The sequence below is a fragment of the Pseudomonas sp. AC070 genome (assembly GCF_979258635.1).
This window is the reverse complement of record NZ_OZ409871.1, coordinates 1,144,664-1,163,299: the sequence shown is the minus strand read 5'-3', so window position 1 is coordinate 1,163,299 and position 18,636 is coordinate 1,144,664. Positions and strand designations below refer to the sequence as shown.

Annotated in this window: 15 protein-coding genes; 9 read left to right on the top strand and 6 right to left on the bottom strand. The window is 60.2% G+C overall.

Annotation, left to right across the window (positions count from 1 at the left end; translation table 11 throughout):
- Positions 1 to 2: 2 nt before the first annotated feature.
- The 4 genes from frr to rpsB form a co-directional block, all read right to left on the bottom strand.
- Positions 3 to 560, bottom strand: a complete 558-nt coding sequence (gene frr / locus ACZZ0Q_RS05140; RefSeq protein WP_122494080.1) for a ribosome recycling factor — start codon at positions 558 to 560, stop codon at positions 3 to 5.
- Entirely contained in the window at positions 557 to 1,300 is a 744-nt protein-coding gene (pyrH, locus tag ACZZ0Q_RS05135) for a UMP kinase (RefSeq protein ID WP_122452598.1), read from the bottom strand. Before pyrH ends, frr begins: the two co-directional genes overlap by 4 nt.
- A gap of 197 nt (positions 1,301 to 1,497) precedes the next feature.
- A complete protein-coding gene (tsf, locus tag ACZZ0Q_RS05130) occupies positions 1,498 to 2,367 on the bottom strand; it encodes a translation elongation factor Ts (protein WP_122452597.1) in 870 nt (289 codons plus the stop codon).
- Positions 2,368 to 2,484: 117 nt separating this feature from the next.
- On the bottom strand, positions 2,485 to 3,228 hold the full coding sequence (rpsB, locus tag ACZZ0Q_RS05125) for a 30S ribosomal protein S2 (protein ID WP_122494081.1): 744 nt from the start codon (positions 3,226 to 3,228) through the stop codon (positions 2,485 to 2,487).
- Between the two features lie 365 nt (positions 3,229 to 3,593).
- Here rpsB and map point away from each other — a divergent pair, with 365 nt between their 5' ends.
- From map to ACZZ0Q_RS05090, 7 genes are all read left to right on the top strand, one after another.
- On the top strand, positions 3,594 to 4,376 hold the full coding sequence (gene map / locus ACZZ0Q_RS05120) for a type I methionyl aminopeptidase (protein WP_122494082.1): 783 nt from the start codon (positions 3,594 to 3,596) through the stop codon (positions 4,374 to 4,376).
- Positions 4,377 to 4,428: 52 nt separating this feature from the next.
- Complete coding sequence (locus ACZZ0Q_RS05115; protein ID WP_463539862.1) at positions 4,429 to 7,131, top strand: [protein-PII] uridylyltransferase; 2,703 nt, start codon at positions 4,429 to 4,431, stop codon at positions 7,129 to 7,131.
- A gap of 19 nt (positions 7,132 to 7,150) precedes the next feature.
- Positions 7,151 to 8,356: a succinyldiaminopimelate transaminase gene (dapC, locus tag ACZZ0Q_RS05110; RefSeq protein ID WP_463539863.1), complete on the top strand. Its 1,206-nt coding sequence runs from the start codon at positions 7,151 to 7,153 to the stop codon at positions 8,354 to 8,356.
- A complete protein-coding gene (locus ACZZ0Q_RS05105; protein WP_463539864.1) occupies positions 8,353 to 8,700 on the top strand; it encodes an ArsC family reductase in 348 nt (115 codons plus the stop codon). The genes dapC and ACZZ0Q_RS05105 overlap by 4 nt, the downstream gene beginning before the upstream one ends.
- A 112-nt stretch (positions 8,701 to 8,812) precedes the next feature.
- A complete protein-coding gene (gene dapD / locus ACZZ0Q_RS05100) occupies positions 8,813 to 9,847 on the top strand; it encodes a 2,3,4,5-tetrahydropyridine-2,6-dicarboxylate N-succinyltransferase (RefSeq protein WP_463539865.1) in 1,035 nt (344 codons plus the stop codon).
- Between the two features lie 119 nt (positions 9,848 to 9,966).
- Positions 9,967 to 11,172, top strand: a complete 1,206-nt coding sequence (locus ACZZ0Q_RS05095; RefSeq protein WP_463539866.1) for an aminotransferase class V-fold PLP-dependent enzyme — start codon at positions 9,967 to 9,969, stop codon at positions 11,170 to 11,172.
- Entirely contained in the window at positions 11,169 to 11,585 is a 417-nt protein-coding gene (locus ACZZ0Q_RS05090) for a SufE family protein (RefSeq protein WP_463539867.1), read from the top strand. The genes ACZZ0Q_RS05095 and ACZZ0Q_RS05090 overlap by 4 nt, the downstream gene beginning before the upstream one ends.
- Here the strand turns inward: ACZZ0Q_RS05090 and ACZZ0Q_RS05085 are convergent.
- Entirely contained in the window at positions 11,569 to 12,738 is a 1,170-nt protein-coding gene (locus ACZZ0Q_RS05085) for an alpha/beta hydrolase (RefSeq protein ID WP_463539868.1), read from the bottom strand. The two genes, ACZZ0Q_RS05090 and ACZZ0Q_RS05085, sit on opposite strands and share 17 nt — an antisense overlap.
- A gap of 217 nt (positions 12,739 to 12,955) precedes the next feature.
- Positions 12,956 to 13,762, bottom strand: a complete 807-nt coding sequence (gene tcdA / locus ACZZ0Q_RS05080) for a tRNA cyclic N6-threonylcarbamoyladenosine(37) synthase TcdA (protein WP_463539869.1) — start codon at positions 13,760 to 13,762, stop codon at positions 12,956 to 12,958.
- A gap of 380 nt (positions 13,763 to 14,142) precedes the next feature.
- Between tcdA and ACZZ0Q_RS05075 the strand changes: the two genes are divergently transcribed.
- Together ACZZ0Q_RS05075 and ACZZ0Q_RS05070 are read left to right on the top strand one after the other, a co-directional pair.
- The gene (locus tag ACZZ0Q_RS05075; protein ID WP_122494091.1) at positions 14,143 to 16,734 is read left to right on the top strand and encodes a glycosyltransferase; all 2,592 of its coding nucleotides are present in this window, start codon (positions 14,143 to 14,145) and stop codon (positions 16,732 to 16,734) included.
- 193 nt (positions 16,735 to 16,927) lie between these two features.
- The gene (locus tag ACZZ0Q_RS05070) at positions 16,928 to 18,631 is read left to right on the top strand and encodes a filamentous hemagglutinin N-terminal domain-containing protein (RefSeq protein ID WP_463539870.1); all 1,704 of its coding nucleotides are present in this window, start codon (positions 16,928 to 16,930) and stop codon (positions 18,629 to 18,631) included.
- Positions 18,632 to 18,636 lie beyond the last annotated feature (5 nt).

The window sequence follows — 18,636 nt, the reverse complement described above, 5'->3', positions numbered from 1 at the left end:
CGTCAAACGGCCATCAAATCCGCTTCTTTCTGCTTCACGGCCACTTCGATCTCAGCGACGAATTTGTCCGTCAGCTTTTGAATGTCGTCAGCCGCACGGCGTTCTTCGTCTTCGCTGATTTCTTTCTCTTTCACCAAATCTTTCAGCTGGCTCAGCGCATCACGACGGATATTACGCACGGCCACACGACCATCTTCCGCAGCGTCACGAGCCTGCTTGGTGAAGCCGCGACGCGTTTCTTCGGTCAACGCCGGCATGGTCACCAGCAGCAGCTCGCCAAGGTTGGTCGGGTTAAGACCCAAACCCGAGCTTTGGATAGCTTTGTCGACAGCCGAGAGCATGTTGCGCTCGAAGGCGACGATTTGCAGGGTACGGGAGTCTTTAACGGTGACGTTGGCGACCTGGTTCAACGGGGTATCGGCGCCATAATAAGGCACCATCACGCCGCCGAGCACGCTTGGGTGCGCTTGGCCGGTGCGGATGCGACTGAAAGCGTGGACAAGCGATTCCAGGCTTTTCTGCATGCGTTCTTGGGCATCTTTCTTGATTTCGTTGATCATTGCTCGCCTTCCTCGATCAGGGTTCCTTCCGCGCCGCCCACTACCACGTTAAGCAGTGCGCCGGGCTTGTTCATATTGAAGACCCGAAGCGGCATCTTGTGATCGCGGCACAGACAGATGGCCGTCAGGTCCATCACGCCGAGCTTGCGATCCAGCACTTCGTCGTAGGTCAACTTGTCGAACTTCTCTGCGTTCGGGTCTTTGAATGGATCGGCGGTATAAACGCCGTCCACCTTGGTCGCTTTCAACACCACGTCGGCATCGATTTCGATGGCGCGCAGGCACGCTGCGGAGTCGGTGGTGAAAAACGGGTTACCGGTGCCCGCAGCGAAAATCACTACGTCGCCGGAATTCAAATGACGGATGCCTTTGCGGCGGTCGTAATGGTCGGTAACGCCGACCATGGAAATCGCCGACATTACGATAGCGGGGATATTCGAGCGCTCCAGCGCATCGCGCATGGCCAGGGCGTTCATCACCGTGGCCAGCATGCCCATATGGTCGCCGGTGACGCGATCCATACCGGCAGCGCTCAATGCCGCGCCGCGGAACAGGTTACCGCCACCAATCACCAAGCCTACCTGCACACCGATACCGACCAGTTGGCCGATTTCGAGGGCCATACGGTCGAGCACCTTGGGGTCGATACCGAAGTCTTCCGATCCCATCAAGGCTTCGCCGCTAAGTTTGAGCAGAATGCGTTTGTAGCGAGGTTGGCGACCACTCACCTGCTGAGCCATGCGTGTCTCTCCTGCGGCGTTTGAGTTCTGAACAGGCTATATGCCCGCATTGATCGAGCGCTTGGACAGCGCCCATGGCAATTGGTGCAGCACAGTGCACCAATACCGCTTACACATGCAATTGTCGGCCCCACTTCGACAAAGAGGCTGCGCGCGTGAGCGGGCAGCCTCTTCGGGGCGACAGATTAAAACCCGTCTTACTGCTTGCTGGCAGCCAGTTGAGCGGCTACTTCGTCAGCGAAGTTCGATTCAACTTTCTCGATGCCTTCGCCTACGCCGTAACGTACGAAGGAAACGATTTCAGCGCCGGCTTTCTTGGCCAGAGCACCAACGGTGACTTCTGGATCTTTAACGAAAGCTTGTTCTACCAGGCTGGCTTCAGCCAGGAACTTGGAGATACGGCCGGCAACCATCTTCTCAACGATCTCGGCTGGTTTGCCTTTGATCTTGTCTTCGTTGAGGGACATGAAAACGCCCTTTTCACGCTCGATGGCTTCAGCGGAAACTTCCGACGGCAGCAGGAACTCAGGGTTGCTGGCAGCAACGTGCATTGCGATGTCGCGAGCCAGTTCCGGAGTACCGCCTTTGAGCGAAACGATCACGCCGATTTTGTTGCCGTGAACGTAAGCACCCAGCACGTCGCCTTCAACAGCGGTCAGACGGCGAATGTTGACGTTCTCACCAACCTTGGCCACCAGCTCAACGCGGGCAGTTTCGCGAGCAGCGATCAGCGGCTCAACGGTGGTCAGGTTTTCGGCCAGAGCCTGGTCGATGCTGTCAGCAACGAATTTCTTGAAGTCGTCTTGCAGAGCCAGGAAGTCGGTCTGCGAGTTCACTTCCATGATCACGGCGCGCTTGTTGTCAGCCGCAACTTTAACCGCGATGGCGCCTTCGGCAGCCACGTTACCGGCTTTCTTGGCAGCCTTGATGGCGCCCGAAGCACGCATATCGTCGATGGCTTTCTCGATGTCGCCGCCAGCCTTGGTCAAGGCCTTTTTGCAATCCATCATGCCTTCGCCAGTACGCTCACGCAGTTCTTTAACCAGCGCTGCAGTAATCTCTGCCATTTCGAAATCCTCTTGGATAAGTCCCACCCGGCGAGCCGGATGATGATCAATTCTAAGGTGGCAAAAAGGGGGCCTAGCCCCCTTTTTGCTAACCGAGAGACGCTAGACGCGGTCTACTCAGCCTTCAGCTTGTTCAGCAGCGGCCGGGGCTTCGACGAATTCGTCGGTGCCGCCGTTGGCGTTGCTGCGGCCACGTACTACTGCGTCGGCCATTGCACCCATGTACAGCTGGATGGCGCGGATGGCGTCATCGTTACCTGGGATGATGAAATCAACACCTTCCGGGCTGCTATTGGTATCGACTACGCCGATAACCGGGATACCGAGTTTGTTAGCTTCGGTGATAGCGATGCGCTCGTGATCAACGTCGATTACGAACAGGGCATCAGGCAGGCCGCCCATGTCCTTGATACCACCCAGGCTGCGATCCAGTTTTTCCAGATCGCGAGTGCGCATCAGCGCTTCTTTCTTGGTCAGCTTGGTGAAAGTGCCGTCTTGCGACTGAACTTCCAGATCACGCAGACGCTTGATCGACTGACGGATGGTTTTGTAGTTGGTCAGCATGCCGCCCAACCAGCGGTGATCGACGTACGGCGAACCGCAACGTGCTGCTTCTTCAGCAACGATCTTGCCAGCGGAACGCTTGGTGCCGACGAACAGAATTTTGTTTTTGCCCGAAGCTAGCTTCTCAACGAACGACAGCGCGTCGTTGAACATCGGCAGGGTTTTTTCGAGGTTGATGATGTGGATCTTGTTGCGCGCGCCGAAAATGTACTTGCCCATTTTCGGGTTCCAGTAACGGGTCTGGTGGCCGAAGTGCACACCGGCCTTCAGCATATCGCGCATATTGACTTGGGACATGATAGTTCCTTGATAAGTCGGGTTAGGCCTCCACGCATCCCAATGACCAACCTTCAGCAATTAACTGCGAGCAATTAACTGAAAGGCACCCAGGCCATCGTGTCGATACGTGTGTGGGGTTTAGGCTTTCGGACTGCTGCCCTGAAAGCGGCGCACTTTATAGCACAGGAGGCGCTGGAACGGAACCCGAAAAGTTGCCCAAAATACCGCAACCGCTTCAGCCCCAGCGCCAGCGCCCGCTTACTATAAGGAAAGCCGCCAACGCCGGTAGGGTTCCCCAAAAGTGGCTAGACAGCCCTCCCCCAATGCTAGAATCGCGGTTTCCGTATTTTTGCCAGGCGCCAACGGGCGCTGAGAGAGTGTGTATGACCGTCACTATCAAGACGCCCGAAGAAATTGAAAAAATGCGCATCGCCGGCCGTCTGGCCAGTGAAGTGCTGGAAATGATCGGCGAATACGTCAAGCCCGGTGTCACCACCGACGAGCTCGACCGCATCTGCCACGACTACATCGTCAACGTTCAACAGGCCATTCCCGCCCCGCTGAACTACAAGGGCTACCCCAAGTCCATCTGCACCTCGATCAATCACGTGGTCTGCCACGGCATCCCAAACGAGAAGCCGCTCAAAGATGGCGACGTGCTGAACATCGACATCACCGTGATCAAAGATGGCTACCACGGTGACACCAGCAAGATGTTCCATGTGGGCAACGTCCCGGAATGGGCGGTGCGCCTGTCCAAGATCACCCAGGAATGCATGTACAAAGGCATCGAGTTGGTTAAGCCCGGCGCGCGCCTGGGCGATATCGGCGAGGTCATTCAGAAGCACGCCGAGAAAAACGGTTTCTCCGTGGTGCGCGAATACTGCGGTCACGGCATCGGCAAGGTGTTCCACGAAGAGCCGCAAGTGCTGCACTACGGCCGCGCGGGCACTGGCATGGAATTGAAAGAAGGCATGACCTTCACCATCGAACCGATGATCAACCAGGGCCGTGCCGAAACCCGCCTGCTGGGCGACGGCTGGACCGCGATCACCAAGGACCGCAAGCTCTCGGCGCAGTGGGAACACACCATTTTGGTGACGCCCACCGGCTACGAAATCTTCACCCTGCGCTCGGACGACACCATTGCCCGCACGTCGGCCTGAAGGCTCGTTGCTCTGACACCCGCACCCTATAGATAGAAAGGAAAGCTGCTGAATGCCGCAGGTGGATCCCGAGTTGTTCGACCGCGGCCAGTTCCAGGCGGAACTGGCGCTTAAAGCCAGCCCCATCGCGGCATTCAAGAAGGCCATCCGCCGCGCCCATGAGGTGCTAGACCTGCGCTTCAAAGAAGGCCGCGACATCCGGCGTTTGGTTGAAGACCGCGCGTGGTGCATCGACCAGATCTTGCGCGAAGCCTGGGCGCAGTTCGATTGGAGCGAAGACGCCGATATCGCCCTGCTGGCCGTCGGCGGCTACGGCCGTGGCGAACTGCACCCGTATTCCGACATCGACCTGCTGCTGTTGCTCGACAGTGCTGATCACGAAATTTTCCGCGACTCCATCGAGCGCTTTCTCACGCTGCTCTGGGACATCGGCCTGGAAGTGGGCCAAAGCGTGCGCTCGGTGGACGAATGCGCCTCCGAAGCGCAGGCAGACCTCACGGTCGTCACCAATCTGATGGAAAGCCGCACCATTGCTGGCCCGGAGCGCTTGCGTCAGCGCATGATCGAGGTCACCAGCACCAGCAAAATGTGGCCCAGCAAAGAGTTTTTCCTGGCCAAGCGGGCCGAGCAAACCGCTCGCCACGCCAAGTACAACGACACCGAGTACAACCTGGAGCCAAATGTCAAAGGCTCGCCCGGTGGCCTTCGCGATATTCAGACCATTCTATGGGTAGCCCGTCGCCACTTCGGCACGCTCAACCTGCACGCCATGGTCGGCCAGGGCTTCTTGTTGGAAAGCGAATATTCCCTGCTCGCTTCCTCCCAGGAGTTTCTCTGGAAAGTGCGCTACGCCCTGCACATGCTCGCCGGCCGCGCCGAAGACCGCCTGCTGTTCGACCATCAGCGTTCAATTGCCACGCTGCTAGGCTTTGAAGACAGCAACGGCAAACTGGCCATCGAACACTTTATGCAGAACTACTACCGCGTGGTGATGAGCATCTCCGAGCTCAGCGAGTTGGTGGTGCAGCACTTCGAAGAGGTGATTCTGCGCAGCGAAGAGGGTCGCCAGGTACTGCCGATCAACAGCCGCTTCCAGCTGCGCGACGGCTACATCGAAGTCACGTCGTCCAACGTCTTCAAGCGCACCCCGTTCGCGATTCTCGAAGTGTTTGTGCTGATGGCGCAGAACCCGGAAATCAAAGGCGTGCGTGCCGACACCGTGCGCCTGCTGCGTGAACACCGGCACCTGATTGACGACGAGTTCCGCAAAGACATCCGCAACACCAGCCTGTTTATCGAACTGTTCAAGTGCGAGATCGGCATTCATCGCAACCTGCGACGGATGAACCGCTACGGCATTCTCGGCCTTTACTTGCCAGAGTTCGGCGACATCGTTGGGCAAATGCAGCACGACCTGTTCCACATCTACACCGTCGATGCGCACACGCTGAATTTGATCAAGCACCTGCGCAAGCTGCAGTACACGCCCATTTCGGAGAAATTTCCGCTGGCCAGCAAGCTGATGGGCACGCTGCCCAAGCCGGAGCTTATTTACCTGGCCGGCCTTTACCACGACATCGGCAAAGGTCGCGGCGGCGACCATTCCGAGCTTGGCGCGGTAGACGCCCAGGCCTTCTGCGAACGGCATCAGTTGCCCGCCTGGGACAGCCGCCTGATCGTCTGGCTGGTGCAAAACCACCTGGTGATGTCTACCACGGCCCAGCGCAAAGACTTGTCCGACCCGCAGGTGATTCACGACTTCGCCCAATTGGTGGGTGATCAGGTGCACCTCGATTACCTGTACGTGCTGACTGTCGCCGACATCAATGCCACCAACCCGACGCTATGGAATTCGTGGCGCGCCAGTCTGCTGCGCCAGCTCTTCAGCGAAACCAAGCGCGCCTTGCGCCGGGGCCTGGAGCATCCGGTCGACCGCGAAGAACAGATTCGCCAGACCCAAAACGCCGCGCTCGACATTTTGGTGCGCAGCGGCACCGACCCCGACGACGCCGAGCAGCTGTGGTCGCAATTGGGCGATGACTATTTCCTGCGCCACACTGCAGGCGACGTGGCCTGGCACACCGACGCCATCCTGCAACACAGCTCCGCGCACGACCCGTTGGTGCTGATCAAGGAAACGACTCAGCGCGAATTCGAAGGCGGCACGCAAATCTTCATCTATGCGCCCGACCAGCACGACTTCTTCGCCGTAACCGTGGCGGCCATGGACCAGCTCAACCTGAACATCCATGACGCCCGCGTTATCACGTCTACCAGCCAGTTCACCCTCGACACCTACGTGGTGCTGGATGCCGATGGCGGCTCGATTGGCGACAACCCGGCGCGCATCAAGGAAATTCGCGAAGGGCTGGTCACCGCCTTAAGCCATCCGGACGACTACCCGACCATCATCCAACGCCGTGTGCCGCGTCAGCTCAAGCACTTCGCCTTCGCGCCGCAGGTGATCATTTCCAACGACGCCGGTCGCCCGGTCACCGTGTTGGAGCTGACGTCACCGGACCGCCCAGGCTTGTTGGCCCGCATTGGCAAGATATTCCTCGACTTCGACCTGTCGTTGCAGAACGCCAAGATCGCCACCTTGGGCGAGCGCGTGGAAGACGTGTTTTTTGTCACCGATGCGCGCAACCAGCCGCTTTCCGATCCCGACCTGTGTGCCCGTTTGCAGGACGCGATCATCGAACAGCTCTCCGATGCCGACGGCAATCGGGTCGAGCTCTCCCGAATCAGTATTTGAATAGAACGACACGCCGCACATGAATGACGCCCTGAACAACCTGCAGCCCTACCCGTTTGAAAAGCTCCGCGCCCTGCTGGCCAGTGCTCAGCCGCCGGCCGATAAGCGCGCCATTGCCTTGTCGATTGGCGAGCCCAAACACCGCTCGCCCGAGTTCGTCGCCAAGGCGTTGAGCGACAACCTCGACCAGTTGGCGGTGTACCCAACGACGCTGGGCATTCCCGCGCTGCGCGAAGCGATTGCACGCTGGTGCGAGCAGCGTTTCAACGTGCCGGCGGGCTGGCTCGACGCCGCGCACCACGTGCTCCCGGTCAACGGCACGCGCGAAGCGCTGTTCGCCTTCACGCAAACCGTGGTGCAGCGCAGCGATGACGGTCTGGTAGTCAGCCCCAACCCGTTCTACCAAATCTACGAAGGCGCAGCCCTGCTGGCCGGTGCGAAGCCGCACTATCTGCCGTGCCTGGAAGAGAACGGCTTCAACCCGGACTTCGACGCGGTATCGGCCGACGTCTGGCAGCGCTGCCAGATTCTGTTCCTGTGCTCGCCCGGCAACCCGACCGGCGCGCTGATTCCACAGCAAACGCTGCAAAAGCTGATCAACTTGGCCGATCAATACGACTTCGTCATAGCCGCCGACGAGTGCTACAGCGAGTTGTATTTCGACGAAGCCAATCCACCGGCCGGCCTGCTCAGCGCCTGCGCCGCTATGGGTCGCAGTGACTTCGCCCGCTGCGTGGTGTTCCACAGTTTGTCCAAGCGCTCCAACCTGCCCGGCTTGCGCTCCGGGTTCGTCGCCGGCGATGCCGCAATCCTGAAATCATTCCTGCTGTACCGTACCTACCACGGCTGCGCCATGCCCGTACAAACCCAGCTGGCCAGCGTGGCCGCCTGGAACGACGAAGCCCATGTGCGCGCTAACCGCGACCTGTACCGGGAAAAATACGACGCCGTGCTGGACATACTGCAGCCGGTGATGGACGTGCAGCGCCCGGACGGCGGCTTTTATCTGTGGGCGAAAACGCCGATGGACGACGCCGACTTCACCCGTGAACTGTTCGCTCAGGAGCACGTCACGGTGGTGCCCGGCTCGTATCTGTCTCGCGAGGTCGACGGCTTCAACCCCGGCGCCGGCCGCGTGCGCATGGCCTTGGTCGCCCCGCTGGCCGAATGCGTGGAAGCCGCCACGCGGATTCGCGCCTTCCTTCAGAACAAGGCAAACGCATGAGCATCACCCTCTACGGCATCAAACCCTGTGACACGATGAAAAAAGCCCGCACCTGGCTGGACGAGCACAAGGTCGAGTACGCCTTTCACGACTACAAAGCCGTGGGCATCGACCGTGAGCATTTGCAGCAATGGTGCAGCGAACATGGTTGGGAAAAGGTGCTTAACCGCGCCGGCACCACATTTCGCAAATTGAGCGACGCTGACAAGAGCGACCTCGACCAAACCAAGGCGATTGAACTGATGGTGGCGCAGCCTTCCATGATCAAACGTCCGGTGCTCGAGCTGGGCAGCAAAACCCTGCTCGGTTTCCAGCCCGATAGCTATTCGGCCGCTTTCAAGTAGGGCATTTGCACCGCGAATAACCCGTGGCCTGGCCATGACCAGGCACGCGCAATAACACCGTGACAGCCGCCGCCAACCGGCGCGTCGACCTAATTCAGCAAGAGGAAACACCATGTCCAATTCCCTGTTCAGCCTGGCCTTCGGCGTCGGCACTCAAAACCGCGAAGGCAACTGGTTGGAAGTGTTCTACGCCCTGCCGCTGCTCAACCCGTCCGAAGAACTGGTCGCCAAAGTCAGCGCCAAGCTCGGCTACAGCGGCGGCAACCAAGCTATCGCGTTCACCAGTAATCAGGCTGGTGAACTGGCCGACCTGTTGAAAAATGTCGATGCCGCGCAAGCCGCCCTGCTCACCCGCCTGGCCGAAAGCCAGCGCCCGCTGGTGGCCACCCTGCTGGCCGAAGACGCTGCGCTCACTTCTACCCCTGAGGCGTACCTGAAGCTTCACCTACTCTCCCACCGTTTGGTCAAGCCGCATGGCCTGAGCCTGGCCGGCATTTTCCCGCTGCTGCCAAACGTCGCCTGGACCAGCCAAGGTGCGGTCGATCTGAGCGAACTGGCCGAGCGCCAACTGGAAGCGCGCCTCAAAGGCGAACTGCTGGAAGTGTTCTCGGTGGATAAATTCCCGAAAATGACCGACTACGTCGTGCCTGCTGGCGTGCGTCTTGCGGACAGCTCGCGTATTCGCCTCGGCGCTTATGTGGGTGAAGGCACCACGGTAATGCACGAAGGCTTTATCAACTTCAACGCCGGCACCGCAGGCCCGGGCATGATCGAAGGCCGCGTATCGGCGGGCGTATTCGTGGGCAAAGGGTCGGACCTGGGCGGCGGCTGCTCGACCATGGGCACGTTATCTGGCGGCGGCAACATCGTGATCAGCGTGGGCGAAGGCTGCCTGATCGGCGCAAACGCCGGCATCGGCATTCCGTTGGGCGATCGCAACACCGTGGAGTCGGGCCTGTACATTACGGCCGGCACCAAAGTTGCGCTGCTCGACGATCAGAACCAACTGGTAAAAGTGCTCAAGGCTCGTGATCTGGCCGGCCAGCCAGACTTGCTGTTCCGTCGCAATTCGCAGACCGGCGCCGTCGAAGCCAAATCGCACAAAACCGCGATCGAACTCAACGAAGCCCTGCACGCGCACAACTGATCCAACAGACGCCGGACGACTCCTGTAGGAGCGGCTTCAGCCGCGAGCTTTTAAGTAAAAGCCTCGCGGCCGAAGCGCAGTGCCGGTCCCCCCTTCCGTAAATCGACCCAGGGTCTCAGATGCTCATCCATTCTCCCTGGCGCTCTGACTTCCCCGCCCTCGCTGCCCTCGCAGCCGAAGGCCAGACCTACCTCGACAGCGCCGCCACTTCACAGAAACCGCAAGCCGTGATCGATGCGCTGCTCGGCTACTACATCGCGGGTGCGGCCAACGTGCACCGTGCCCAGCATTTGCCGGGCGAACGAGCCACGCGCGCGTTTGAAGCAACCCGGGGCACAGCGGCGCGTTGGTTGAATGCCGCCAGCAACGAGGAAATCGTCTTCACGCGCGGCGCCACCGAAGCGCTGAATCTGTTGGCTTATGGGCTCGAAGAGCACTTCCACTCCGGCGATGAAATAGTCATTAGCGCCCTGGAGCACCACGCCAACCTGCTGCCTTGGCAACAACTGGCGCAGCGTCGCGACATGGCGTTGATTGTGTTGCCGATCACCGCTGAAGGGCGCATCGATCTGGCGGCTGCCCAGCAATTGATCGGCCCGCGCACGCGCTTGTTGGCGGTGAGCCAACTGTCCAACGTACTCGGCACCTGGCAACCGGTGAATGAGTTGCTGGCCCTGGCAAAAGCCCATGGCGCCATCACCGTGATTGATGGCGCCCAGGGCGTGGTTCACGGTCGTCACGACGTGCAGCAACTGGGCTGCGACTTCTACGTGTGCTCAAGCCACAAACTCTACGGCCCGGACGGCGTGGGCATGCTCTACGGCCGCGCCGCCGTCCTGGAACGCGTGCTGCCGTGGCAGTTCGGCGGCGAAATGCTGCTGCAAACCGACTACTACACCGCCAAGTTCCGCCCGGCCCCGCTCGGGTTCGAAGCCGGCACGCCGGCGGTGTCCTCCGTTATTGCCCTTGGCGCGACGCTGGACTACCTCGCCAGCCTCGACGCGCACGCGGTGCTCGCCCACGAAACGGCCCTGCATCAAGAGTTGGTGGCCGGCCTCAAAGCCCGCGCCGGCGTGCGCCTGTTAGGCGAGCCGGACATCGCACTGGCCAGCTTTATAGTGGAAGACGTGCACAGCGCCGACCTGGCGCACTTGCTCACTGAACAAGGCATCGCCGTGCGCGCCGGGCACCATTGTGCAATGCCCTTGCTGCGCGGCCTGGGGTTGCCGGGCGCGATCCGCGCATCGTTGGCCCTGTACAACGACAGCAGTGATTTGCAGCGCTTTTTCGCCGCGCTGGACCAGGCCCTGGAGATTTTGCAATGAACCTCCCGAGCGCTGCCCACGCCGCCTTGGCGGCCTTCAGCCAACCCATGAGCTGGGAACAACGAGCCCGCCTGCTGATGGCGTGGGGCGAACAGCTGGCGCCACTGGCCGACGAGGAACGCAGCGAGCTCACCCGCGTCAGCGGCTGCGAGAGTCAGGTGTGGTTGGTGGGCGAGCAGCATGGCGGCGGCTGGCAATTTCGCGCCAGCAGCGATGCCCGTCTGATTCGTGGGCTGCTGGCGTTGTTACTGGTGCGGGTTAACGGCCTGCAGGCAGAGGAGCTGAAACAGCTCGACCTGGCCGACTGGTTTACCCAGCTCGGCCTGGCCCGCCACCTCTCGCCCTCGCGTAGCAACGGCTTGCAGGCCGTGCTCACGCGCATGGCAGAACTGACCGCTAACGCGCCTCGATAGACGCGGCCGGGCCAATGGCCTTGGCGGCCTCAGTGCCCAGCCATGTTTTGGCGTCGGCGGAACGACGCAACGTGGCGTCGAGTAAGGCCGTGCTCACCGCTTGCACATTGGCCACTTGGTGGGCATCAAACCAGTTCTGACTGTCTTGCCCGTGGCCCATGGTGTCGGGTCGCGGACGACGCTTCGGCGTTTCGCCACCATCGGCGCCGGGCGGGCCGCTGGTGCCATCGCGTCCACCAGCGCCGGCGCCCAGGTCAGGGTCACGGGGTGGGCGTTTTTGCTCCCCATCGTCTGGCCCAGGCAACTCGTCCAACGAACCGCTGAACAACGGATGCTGGGCGTTTTTGGCGATCAACTGGTAGCTACCCGGGTTGGGGTTGCCCCGCCAAATCGCCTCGCGCCGCTCCGGCGATTCCACCCAACTGAACGGGTCTTCGTCGTGAGGACCGGTGACGCTTAGCAGCGGCACATCGATGCGTGCGGCAGCGAGGCCGGGGCCCACGTAGGGGCTGAACAACAGCACCGCTTTGGGCTGCCAACCGGGGAGCATGTTGTCACCGGCCAACGCGGCAGCGCTTTGCGCGCCCAGGTCGTAACCGGCGATGGCCAGCGTATTCCAGTCGACACCCGCTACCTGGGCGTCACCACCCTGACCGCGTACGCGTAATTGATTGAGTACCTGCGCAACGGCGTTGAGGCGTGCTTTCAACGCGGGGTCCGCATAGGCGCGCTGAGCGATACCGCGAAAGGTGCCGGCCTGCGCCTCGCTGCTGGAATAAATGCCGCGCCCCACCTGCGGCGCCTGAATCGACACCACGGCGTAGCCCGCTTCCGCCCAAGTCTTACGCCATTGCAGCCCCGCGCCGGCACCTTCACCCAGGCCGGGCAGAAACACCACTAAAGGAGCGGGCGTAGAGGCTTGAACCGGGGCGAGCCAGGTGACATCAACGGCTTGCTCGGCCACGGTGAACTGCGCCTCCCAGCCCTGGACCGAGCCGTGAATCGGCGCTTGATAAGACTTGTCCGCAAAGACGGCAATCGCTTCGTGGGGATTACGCAAATCGTTGGGCTTACTGGCGCAGGCGCCCAGCAGCACAGTGGACAACAGCAATGCGACAGGCAGGCGACGCGCCTTGAACGAGGGATAGGACATGAAGAAATCCGCAAGAAAACCGGCGAACCGGAGGCGCTTGCAGTGTGCCTGAGGCGCTGTGAAAAGCACGTCACAACTCGGTAAGTTTGTGGATACACATAGGCCAGATTCCAGACCTGACATCCCAGCGCACCTAATGTGTAGGAGCGGCTTCAGCCGCGATTGGCCGCCACACCGAACGCAACCCCCACCGCCCTTTCAACTGTCAGCATTGCGCTCAGCCCGGCATCCGCTCCGAAGGCCGACGAACCCCGGCCACCAACTTATCCACCGCCTTGGCCGCCGCTACCATGCCAAAGGTTGCGGTCACCATCATCACCGCGCCAAAACCGCCGGCGCAGTCGAGCTTCACACCATCGCCGACAAACTTCTTCTCCAGGCAGATGCTGCCGTCGGGCTTGGGATAACGAAGCTGCTCGCGCGAATACACGCACGGAACGCTGTAATGACGGCCTTGCGTGCGGGAAAAACCATAATCACGACGCAGCGCCGAACGCACGCTGGAGGCCAGCGGGTCGTTGACGGTTTTGTTTAGATCGCCAACCTGAATCAACAACGGGTCAATCTGCCCGCCCGCGCCTCCGGTGGTGATGATTTGAATCTTGCGGCGCTTGCACCAGGCAATGAGCGCGGCCTTGGCGTTGACGCTGTCGATGCAGTCGATCACGCAGTCCAGTTGCACGGTGATGTATTGGGCCATGGTCTCGCGCGTGACGAAGTCGCTGACCGCGTGCACCACGCAAGCGGGGTTAATGGCGCGAATGCGCTCAGCCATAACCTCGACCTTGGACTGGCCGATAGCGCCTTGCAGCGCATGGATTTGCCGGTTGGTGTTGCTGACGCAGACGTCGTCCAGGTCGAACAGCGAAATTTCGCCAACGCCACTGCGCGCCAGCGCTTCGGCCGTCCATGAGCCAACGCCACCGATGCCGACCACGGCCACATGAGCGGCCCCCAGGCGCGCCAAGCCGTCGCGACCATATAAGCGGGCAATGCCGCCAAAGCGTTGTTCATCTGTACTCATCACAGCACCTCTATAACGGCATGCGCTCAGCGCGAGCAGCCGGCAAATCGGCGCGCATTATAGGGAGCGCACTCGCCAGGCCCAAGTACCGACGGTGAAACGCCTGATTCAGCACGTGCCCTCGCGCACGTTTGAGTATGGCCTGGCGCGTGCGCAGCGATACCTGCTTATGCTTAACTGCCACCGGTACTGCACACCGATGGATCCCGCGCGGTCTGGCTGATGGCGAACTAATGACAGGCGGCGCTGACCAAGGTTTGCGGGCGATAAAACCGGGTAAATGAGCTGAGCTATACAGCCATTTATCGCCGGAGTAGGATGCGCGCCGACCGGCGCTCGCCGGCACCTCTCCGTTCCACCCTTTGGAACCTGAAACGTCTATGTCATCGCGTAAATTTGGACTCAACCTGGTGGTATTCGTGGCAATCGCCGCGCTCTTCACCGGTATCTGGGCACTGTATAACCGTCCGGTCAGTGCGCCGGATTGGCCTGAACAAATCTCCGGTTTTTCCTTCTCGCCGTTCCGGCTCGACCAGAACCCGCAGAAGGATCAATACCCCACCGACGAGCAAATGCGTGAAGACCTCAGTCTTCTCAGCAAGCACACCGACAACGTGCGCACCTATTCGGTGGACGGCACCTTGGGCGACATTCCCAAGCTCGCCGAAGAGTTCGGTTTGCGCGTCACCCTGGGCATCTGGATCAGCCCGGACGAGGAGCGCAACGAGCGCGAAATTGCCCGGGGTATCGAAATCGCCAACTCCTCACGCAGCGTCGTTCGCGTGGTGGTGGGTAACGAGGCTCTGTTCCGCCGCGAAGTAACCCCCAAGCAACTGATGAGCTTCATCGACCGCGTTCGCGCGCAGGTGAAAGTGCCGGTGACGACCTCCGAGCAGTGGCACATCTGGGAGAAATACCCCCAGTTGGCTAACCATACCGACTTGGTGGCTGCGCACATCCTGCCGTACTGGGAATTCATTCCCATGGAAGACTCCACGCAGTTCGTGCTCGACCGCGCGCGCGACCTGAAACGGATCTTCCCGAAAAAACCATTGCTGCTGTCGGAAGTCGGCTGGCCGAGCAACGGCCGTATGCGCGGCGGTGCGGACGCCACCCAGGCGGACCAGGCCATTTACCTGCGCACCCTGGTCAACACGCTGAACGCCAAAGGCTACAACTACTTCGTGATCGAAGCCTTCGACCAACCGTGGAAGGCCAGCGACGAAGGTTCCGTAGGCGCGTACTGGGGCGTGTTCAACGCTGCGCGCCAACAGAAGTTCGCGTTTGAAGGCCCGGTTGTCGCCATTCCGCAGTGGCGCGTATTGGCCATCGGTTCGGTGGTTCTGGCCATGCTGGCATTGGCCCTGCTGTTGATCGACGGCAGCGCCCTGCGCCAACGCGGTCGCACCTTCCTAACTTTTGTGGCGTTCGCCGGTGGTTCGGTACTGGTGTGGATCGGCTACGACTACAGCCAGCAATACAGCACCTGGTTCAGCCTCACGGTCGGCCTGTTGCTGGGCGTCGGTGCCATCGGCGTGTTTATCGTGCTGCTTACCGAAGCGCACGAGCTGGCCGAGGCGGTGTGGGTGCACAAGCGCCGCCGTCCGTTTATTCCCGTGAGCGGCGACAGCACATACCGGCCGAAGGTCTCGATTCACGTGCCGTGCTACAACGAGCCGCCAGAGATGGTGAAACAAACCCTCGACGCCTTGGCCGCCCTCGATTACCCCGACTTTGAAGTGTTGATCATCGACAACAACACCAAAGACCCGGCGGTATGGGAACCGGTGCAGGCCTACTGTGAAGAGCTGGGCCCACGCTTCCGCTTCTTCCACGTGGCACCGCTGCATGGCTTCAAAGGCGGCGCACTGAACTACATCCTGCCGCACACCGCGCCGGATGCTGAAGTGGTGGCGGTTATCGACTCGGATTACTGCGTCGACCCGAACTGGCTCAAGCACATGGTGCCGCACTTTGCCGATCCGAAAATCGCCGTGGTGCAATCGCCGCAGGACTACCGCGACCAGGACGGCAGCGCCTTCAAAAAGCTCTGCTACGCCGAGTACAAAGGCTTCTTCCACATCGGCATGGTGACCCGCAACGACCGCGACGCGATCATCCAGCACGGCACCATGACCATGATTCGTCGCACCGTGATGGACGAACTGAAGTGGGCCGACTGGACCATCTGCGAAGACGCCGAGCTGGGCCTGCGCGTCTTCGAAAAAGGTTATTCCGCTGCGTATGCGTACGACAGCTTCGGCAAGGGCCTGATGCCCGATACCTTTATCGACTACAAGAAGCAGCGTTTCCGTTGGGCCTATGGCGCCATTCAGATTATGAAAGGCCACGCTCGCCAACTGTTCCGCGGTAAAGAAACCGAGCTCAAACGCGGTCAGCGTTATCACTTCGTGGCCGGCTGGCTGCCTTGGGTTGCCGACGGTTTGAACATCTTCTTCACCGCAGGCGCCCTGTTGTGGTCGGCGGCGATGATCATCGTGCCGCAGCGGGTCGACCCGCCGTTGCTGATTTTCGCTATTCCGCCACTGGCGCTGTTCTTCTTCAAATTCGGCAAGATCGTGTTCCTCTATCAGCGCGCGGTTGGCGTTAACTTGAAGGATGCGTTCTGCGCGGCGCTGGCTGGTTTGGCGTTGTCGCACACCATCGCCAAGGCGGTGCTGTACGGCTTCTTCACCACCAGCATCCCGTTCTTCCGCACGCCGAAGATGCGCTCCAGCCACGGCTTTATGGTGGCCATGGCCGAAGCGCGTGAGGAAGTCTTCATCATGCTGCTGCTTTGGGGCGCTGCGGTGGGCATCGGGATCGTTCAAGGCTTCCCAAGCAACGACGTGAAGTTTTGGGTGGCGATGCTGCTGGTGCAGTCGTTGCCCTACCTGGCGGCGCTGATCATGGCGCTGCTGTCGTCGCTGCCCAAGCCACCGGAAACACCAGAAGTGGCTCTGGCAGAATGATGTAGACGTGATGAAAAAAGGGCAGCCCATGGGCTGCCCTTTTTCGTTGTGCTAGACATCCAAGCAGAGTTTTCTTACACCAAAACCTGGCGTAATAAAGAGACTACCTACGGCTCGCAGCGAGCCGTGCTGCATAAGCAAAATCCTAGGTGGCTAGCCTGTGTCTCAATTAATCAGGATAGAGAACAGCGCTATGAAACCCTCAAACAACGTAAAGCATCACCAATCGTCGCGGTTACTTCCAGGCCGCACCCCGCCGCTTTCTTCGTTACTCGCCTTAGCCACGGCGTGTTTTTCAAGCCTCGCCCCGGCCGAAATCGTGATCACCGGCCGCGCGGATCTCCCTGCCTCCACGGTTTCCGCATCGGGCGTGCCAGTCATTAACATTGTGGCGCCCAACAGCCACGGCATTTCCCACAATCGATTCGAGCAGTTTGACGTTAAGAAACCGGGTGTGGTTTTCAACAACAGCACGGAGCACGGACAAAGTCAGTTGGCCGGCGCACTGCCCGCCAACCCAAACCTGAGCACGAACGCTACCCTGATTCTCGGCGAAGTAACGGGCACGCAGCCCAGCCACATCGAAGGCATTCTTGAGGTGTTCGGCGCCCGCGCCGACCTCATTATTGCCAACCCCAATGGCCTGACGCTCAACGGCGTAACCACCCTCAACGTCCGAGGCTTCGCGGCCACTACGGCAATCCCGAACGGCGCCGATGGGCTTAAGCTGAGCGTCCCCGCCAATGGCAACAGGGTGGTGATCAATGCTGCTGGCGTCGACACGAGCGGCCTCAGCTATTTCGACGTGATCGCCCGCGCCATTGTTTTAAATGGAAGCATCGGCGCGCCGCACGCCACTGCAGACGTCCAGCTCATTGCCGGCTCTAACCAATACGATGTGCTCAACCGCAGCATCAGCAAAGGTGCCAGGGCCGATCAAGGCCGGCCGGAGATTGCAATTGATGGCTCCGCCGCCGGCGCCATGTACGGCGGCCACATCGCATTGATCAGCACCGAAGAAGGCCCTGGCGTGCGCCATGCCGGAGCGATGCACGTGAGTGGCGACATCGTCATACAGGCCAGTGGCGACATCGAGATCGTGAAAGCGAGTGGCGACGTCCAGCCGCCTCAGTCCTTTGCCCAAGTGCCTGGCCTGTTCGCCGGCGGCAACATTCAACTTTCATCAGATGAGAGTATCTACCTGCACAACCCCGTTTCGGCCTTCGGTGATGTGTTGATGAAATCCGATCTTTATTTGGTGAATGCCAGCGATGTAACGGCTACCGGACAGATAGACCTAGCCGCCTACACGTTCCAACTCGACAGCGGAGCGCGCCTTGCTTCGCTTGGTGATATCCGCATTGATTCCAAAAGCAGCCTGCACAGCGAATCCCATTCGACCATAGCCACTTCAGGCAACATCGAGTTAAACGCAGGTACCAGCGTGACAACGGCGGCGCAGATTGACTCGGGCGGAACAACATCGGTCACGGCCAAGGGCAACTTGACCAACACCGGCACGATCTTCAGCACGGGCAATCTGACCATGAGCAGTGGTCAGTCGTTTATCAACGAGCACGGCGCAATTCTGATGACTGGGGAAGACCTTACGCTGACCTCCGCTGGCGATTTTTACAACCGCACGGAATCGATAATCGGCAGCGGCGGCAACCTTGTTATCGATGCCGGCAAAAAAGCGACTAACGACCAGGAGTCGATCCTTGATGGCCTGCAAGTCAGCATAACCGCCGACATCGTGCACAACCGGCGTGACTCAATCATCCACGGGCTTGAATCACTGAGCATCACAGGCCGGCTTTCAGAGTTGAACACTGAAGGCGGGATGCTGATGGAGAAGAATGAAATCCTGCCCCAGGCCGGCCTGCTTCGCTTCTAACGCCG

Coding starts and splice junctions, on each gene's coding strand:
- frr (WP_122494080.1), bottom strand. CDS start 560: ATGATCAACGAAATCAAGAAAGATGCCCAAGAACGCATGCAGAAAAGC.
- pyrH (WP_122452598.1), bottom strand. CDS start 1,300: ATGGCTCAGCAGGTGAGTGGTCGCCAACCTCGCTACAAACGCATTCTG.
- tsf (WP_122452597.1), bottom strand. CDS start 2,367: ATGGCAGAGATTACTGCAGCGCTGGTTAAAGAACTGCGTGAGCGTACT.
- rpsB (WP_122494081.1), bottom strand. CDS start 3,228: ATGTCCCAAGTCAATATGCGCGATATGCTGAAGGCCGGTGTGCACTTC.
- map (WP_122494082.1), top strand. CDS start 3,594: ATGACCGTCACTATCAAGACGCCCGAAGAAATTGAAAAAATGCGCATC.
- ACZZ0Q_RS05115 (WP_463539862.1), top strand. CDS start 4,429: ATGCCGCAGGTGGATCCCGAGTTGTTCGACCGCGGCCAGTTCCAGGCG.
- dapC (WP_463539863.1), top strand. CDS start 7,151: ATGAATGACGCCCTGAACAACCTGCAGCCCTACCCGTTTGAAAAGCTC.
- ACZZ0Q_RS05105 (WP_463539864.1), top strand. CDS start 8,353: ATGAGCATCACCCTCTACGGCATCAAACCCTGTGACACGATGAAAAAA.
- dapD (WP_463539865.1), top strand. CDS start 8,813: ATGTCCAATTCCCTGTTCAGCCTGGCCTTCGGCGTCGGCACTCAAAAC.
- ACZZ0Q_RS05095 (WP_463539866.1), top strand. CDS start 9,967: ATGCTCATCCATTCTCCCTGGCGCTCTGACTTCCCCGCCCTCGCTGCC.
- ACZZ0Q_RS05090 (WP_463539867.1), top strand. CDS start 11,169: ATGAACCTCCCGAGCGCTGCCCACGCCGCCTTGGCGGCCTTCAGCCAA.
- ACZZ0Q_RS05085 (WP_463539868.1), bottom strand. CDS start 12,738: ATGTCCTATCCCTCGTTCAAGGCGCGTCGCCTGCCTGTCGCATTGCTG.
- tcdA (WP_463539869.1), bottom strand. CDS start 13,762: ATGAGTACAGATGAACAACGCTTTGGCGGCATTGCCCGCTTATATGGT.
- ACZZ0Q_RS05075 (WP_122494091.1), top strand. CDS start 14,143: ATGTCATCGCGTAAATTTGGACTCAACCTGGTGGTATTCGTGGCAATC.
- ACZZ0Q_RS05070 (WP_463539870.1), top strand. CDS start 16,928: ATGAAACCCTCAAACAACGTAAAGCATCACCAATCGTCGCGGTTACTT.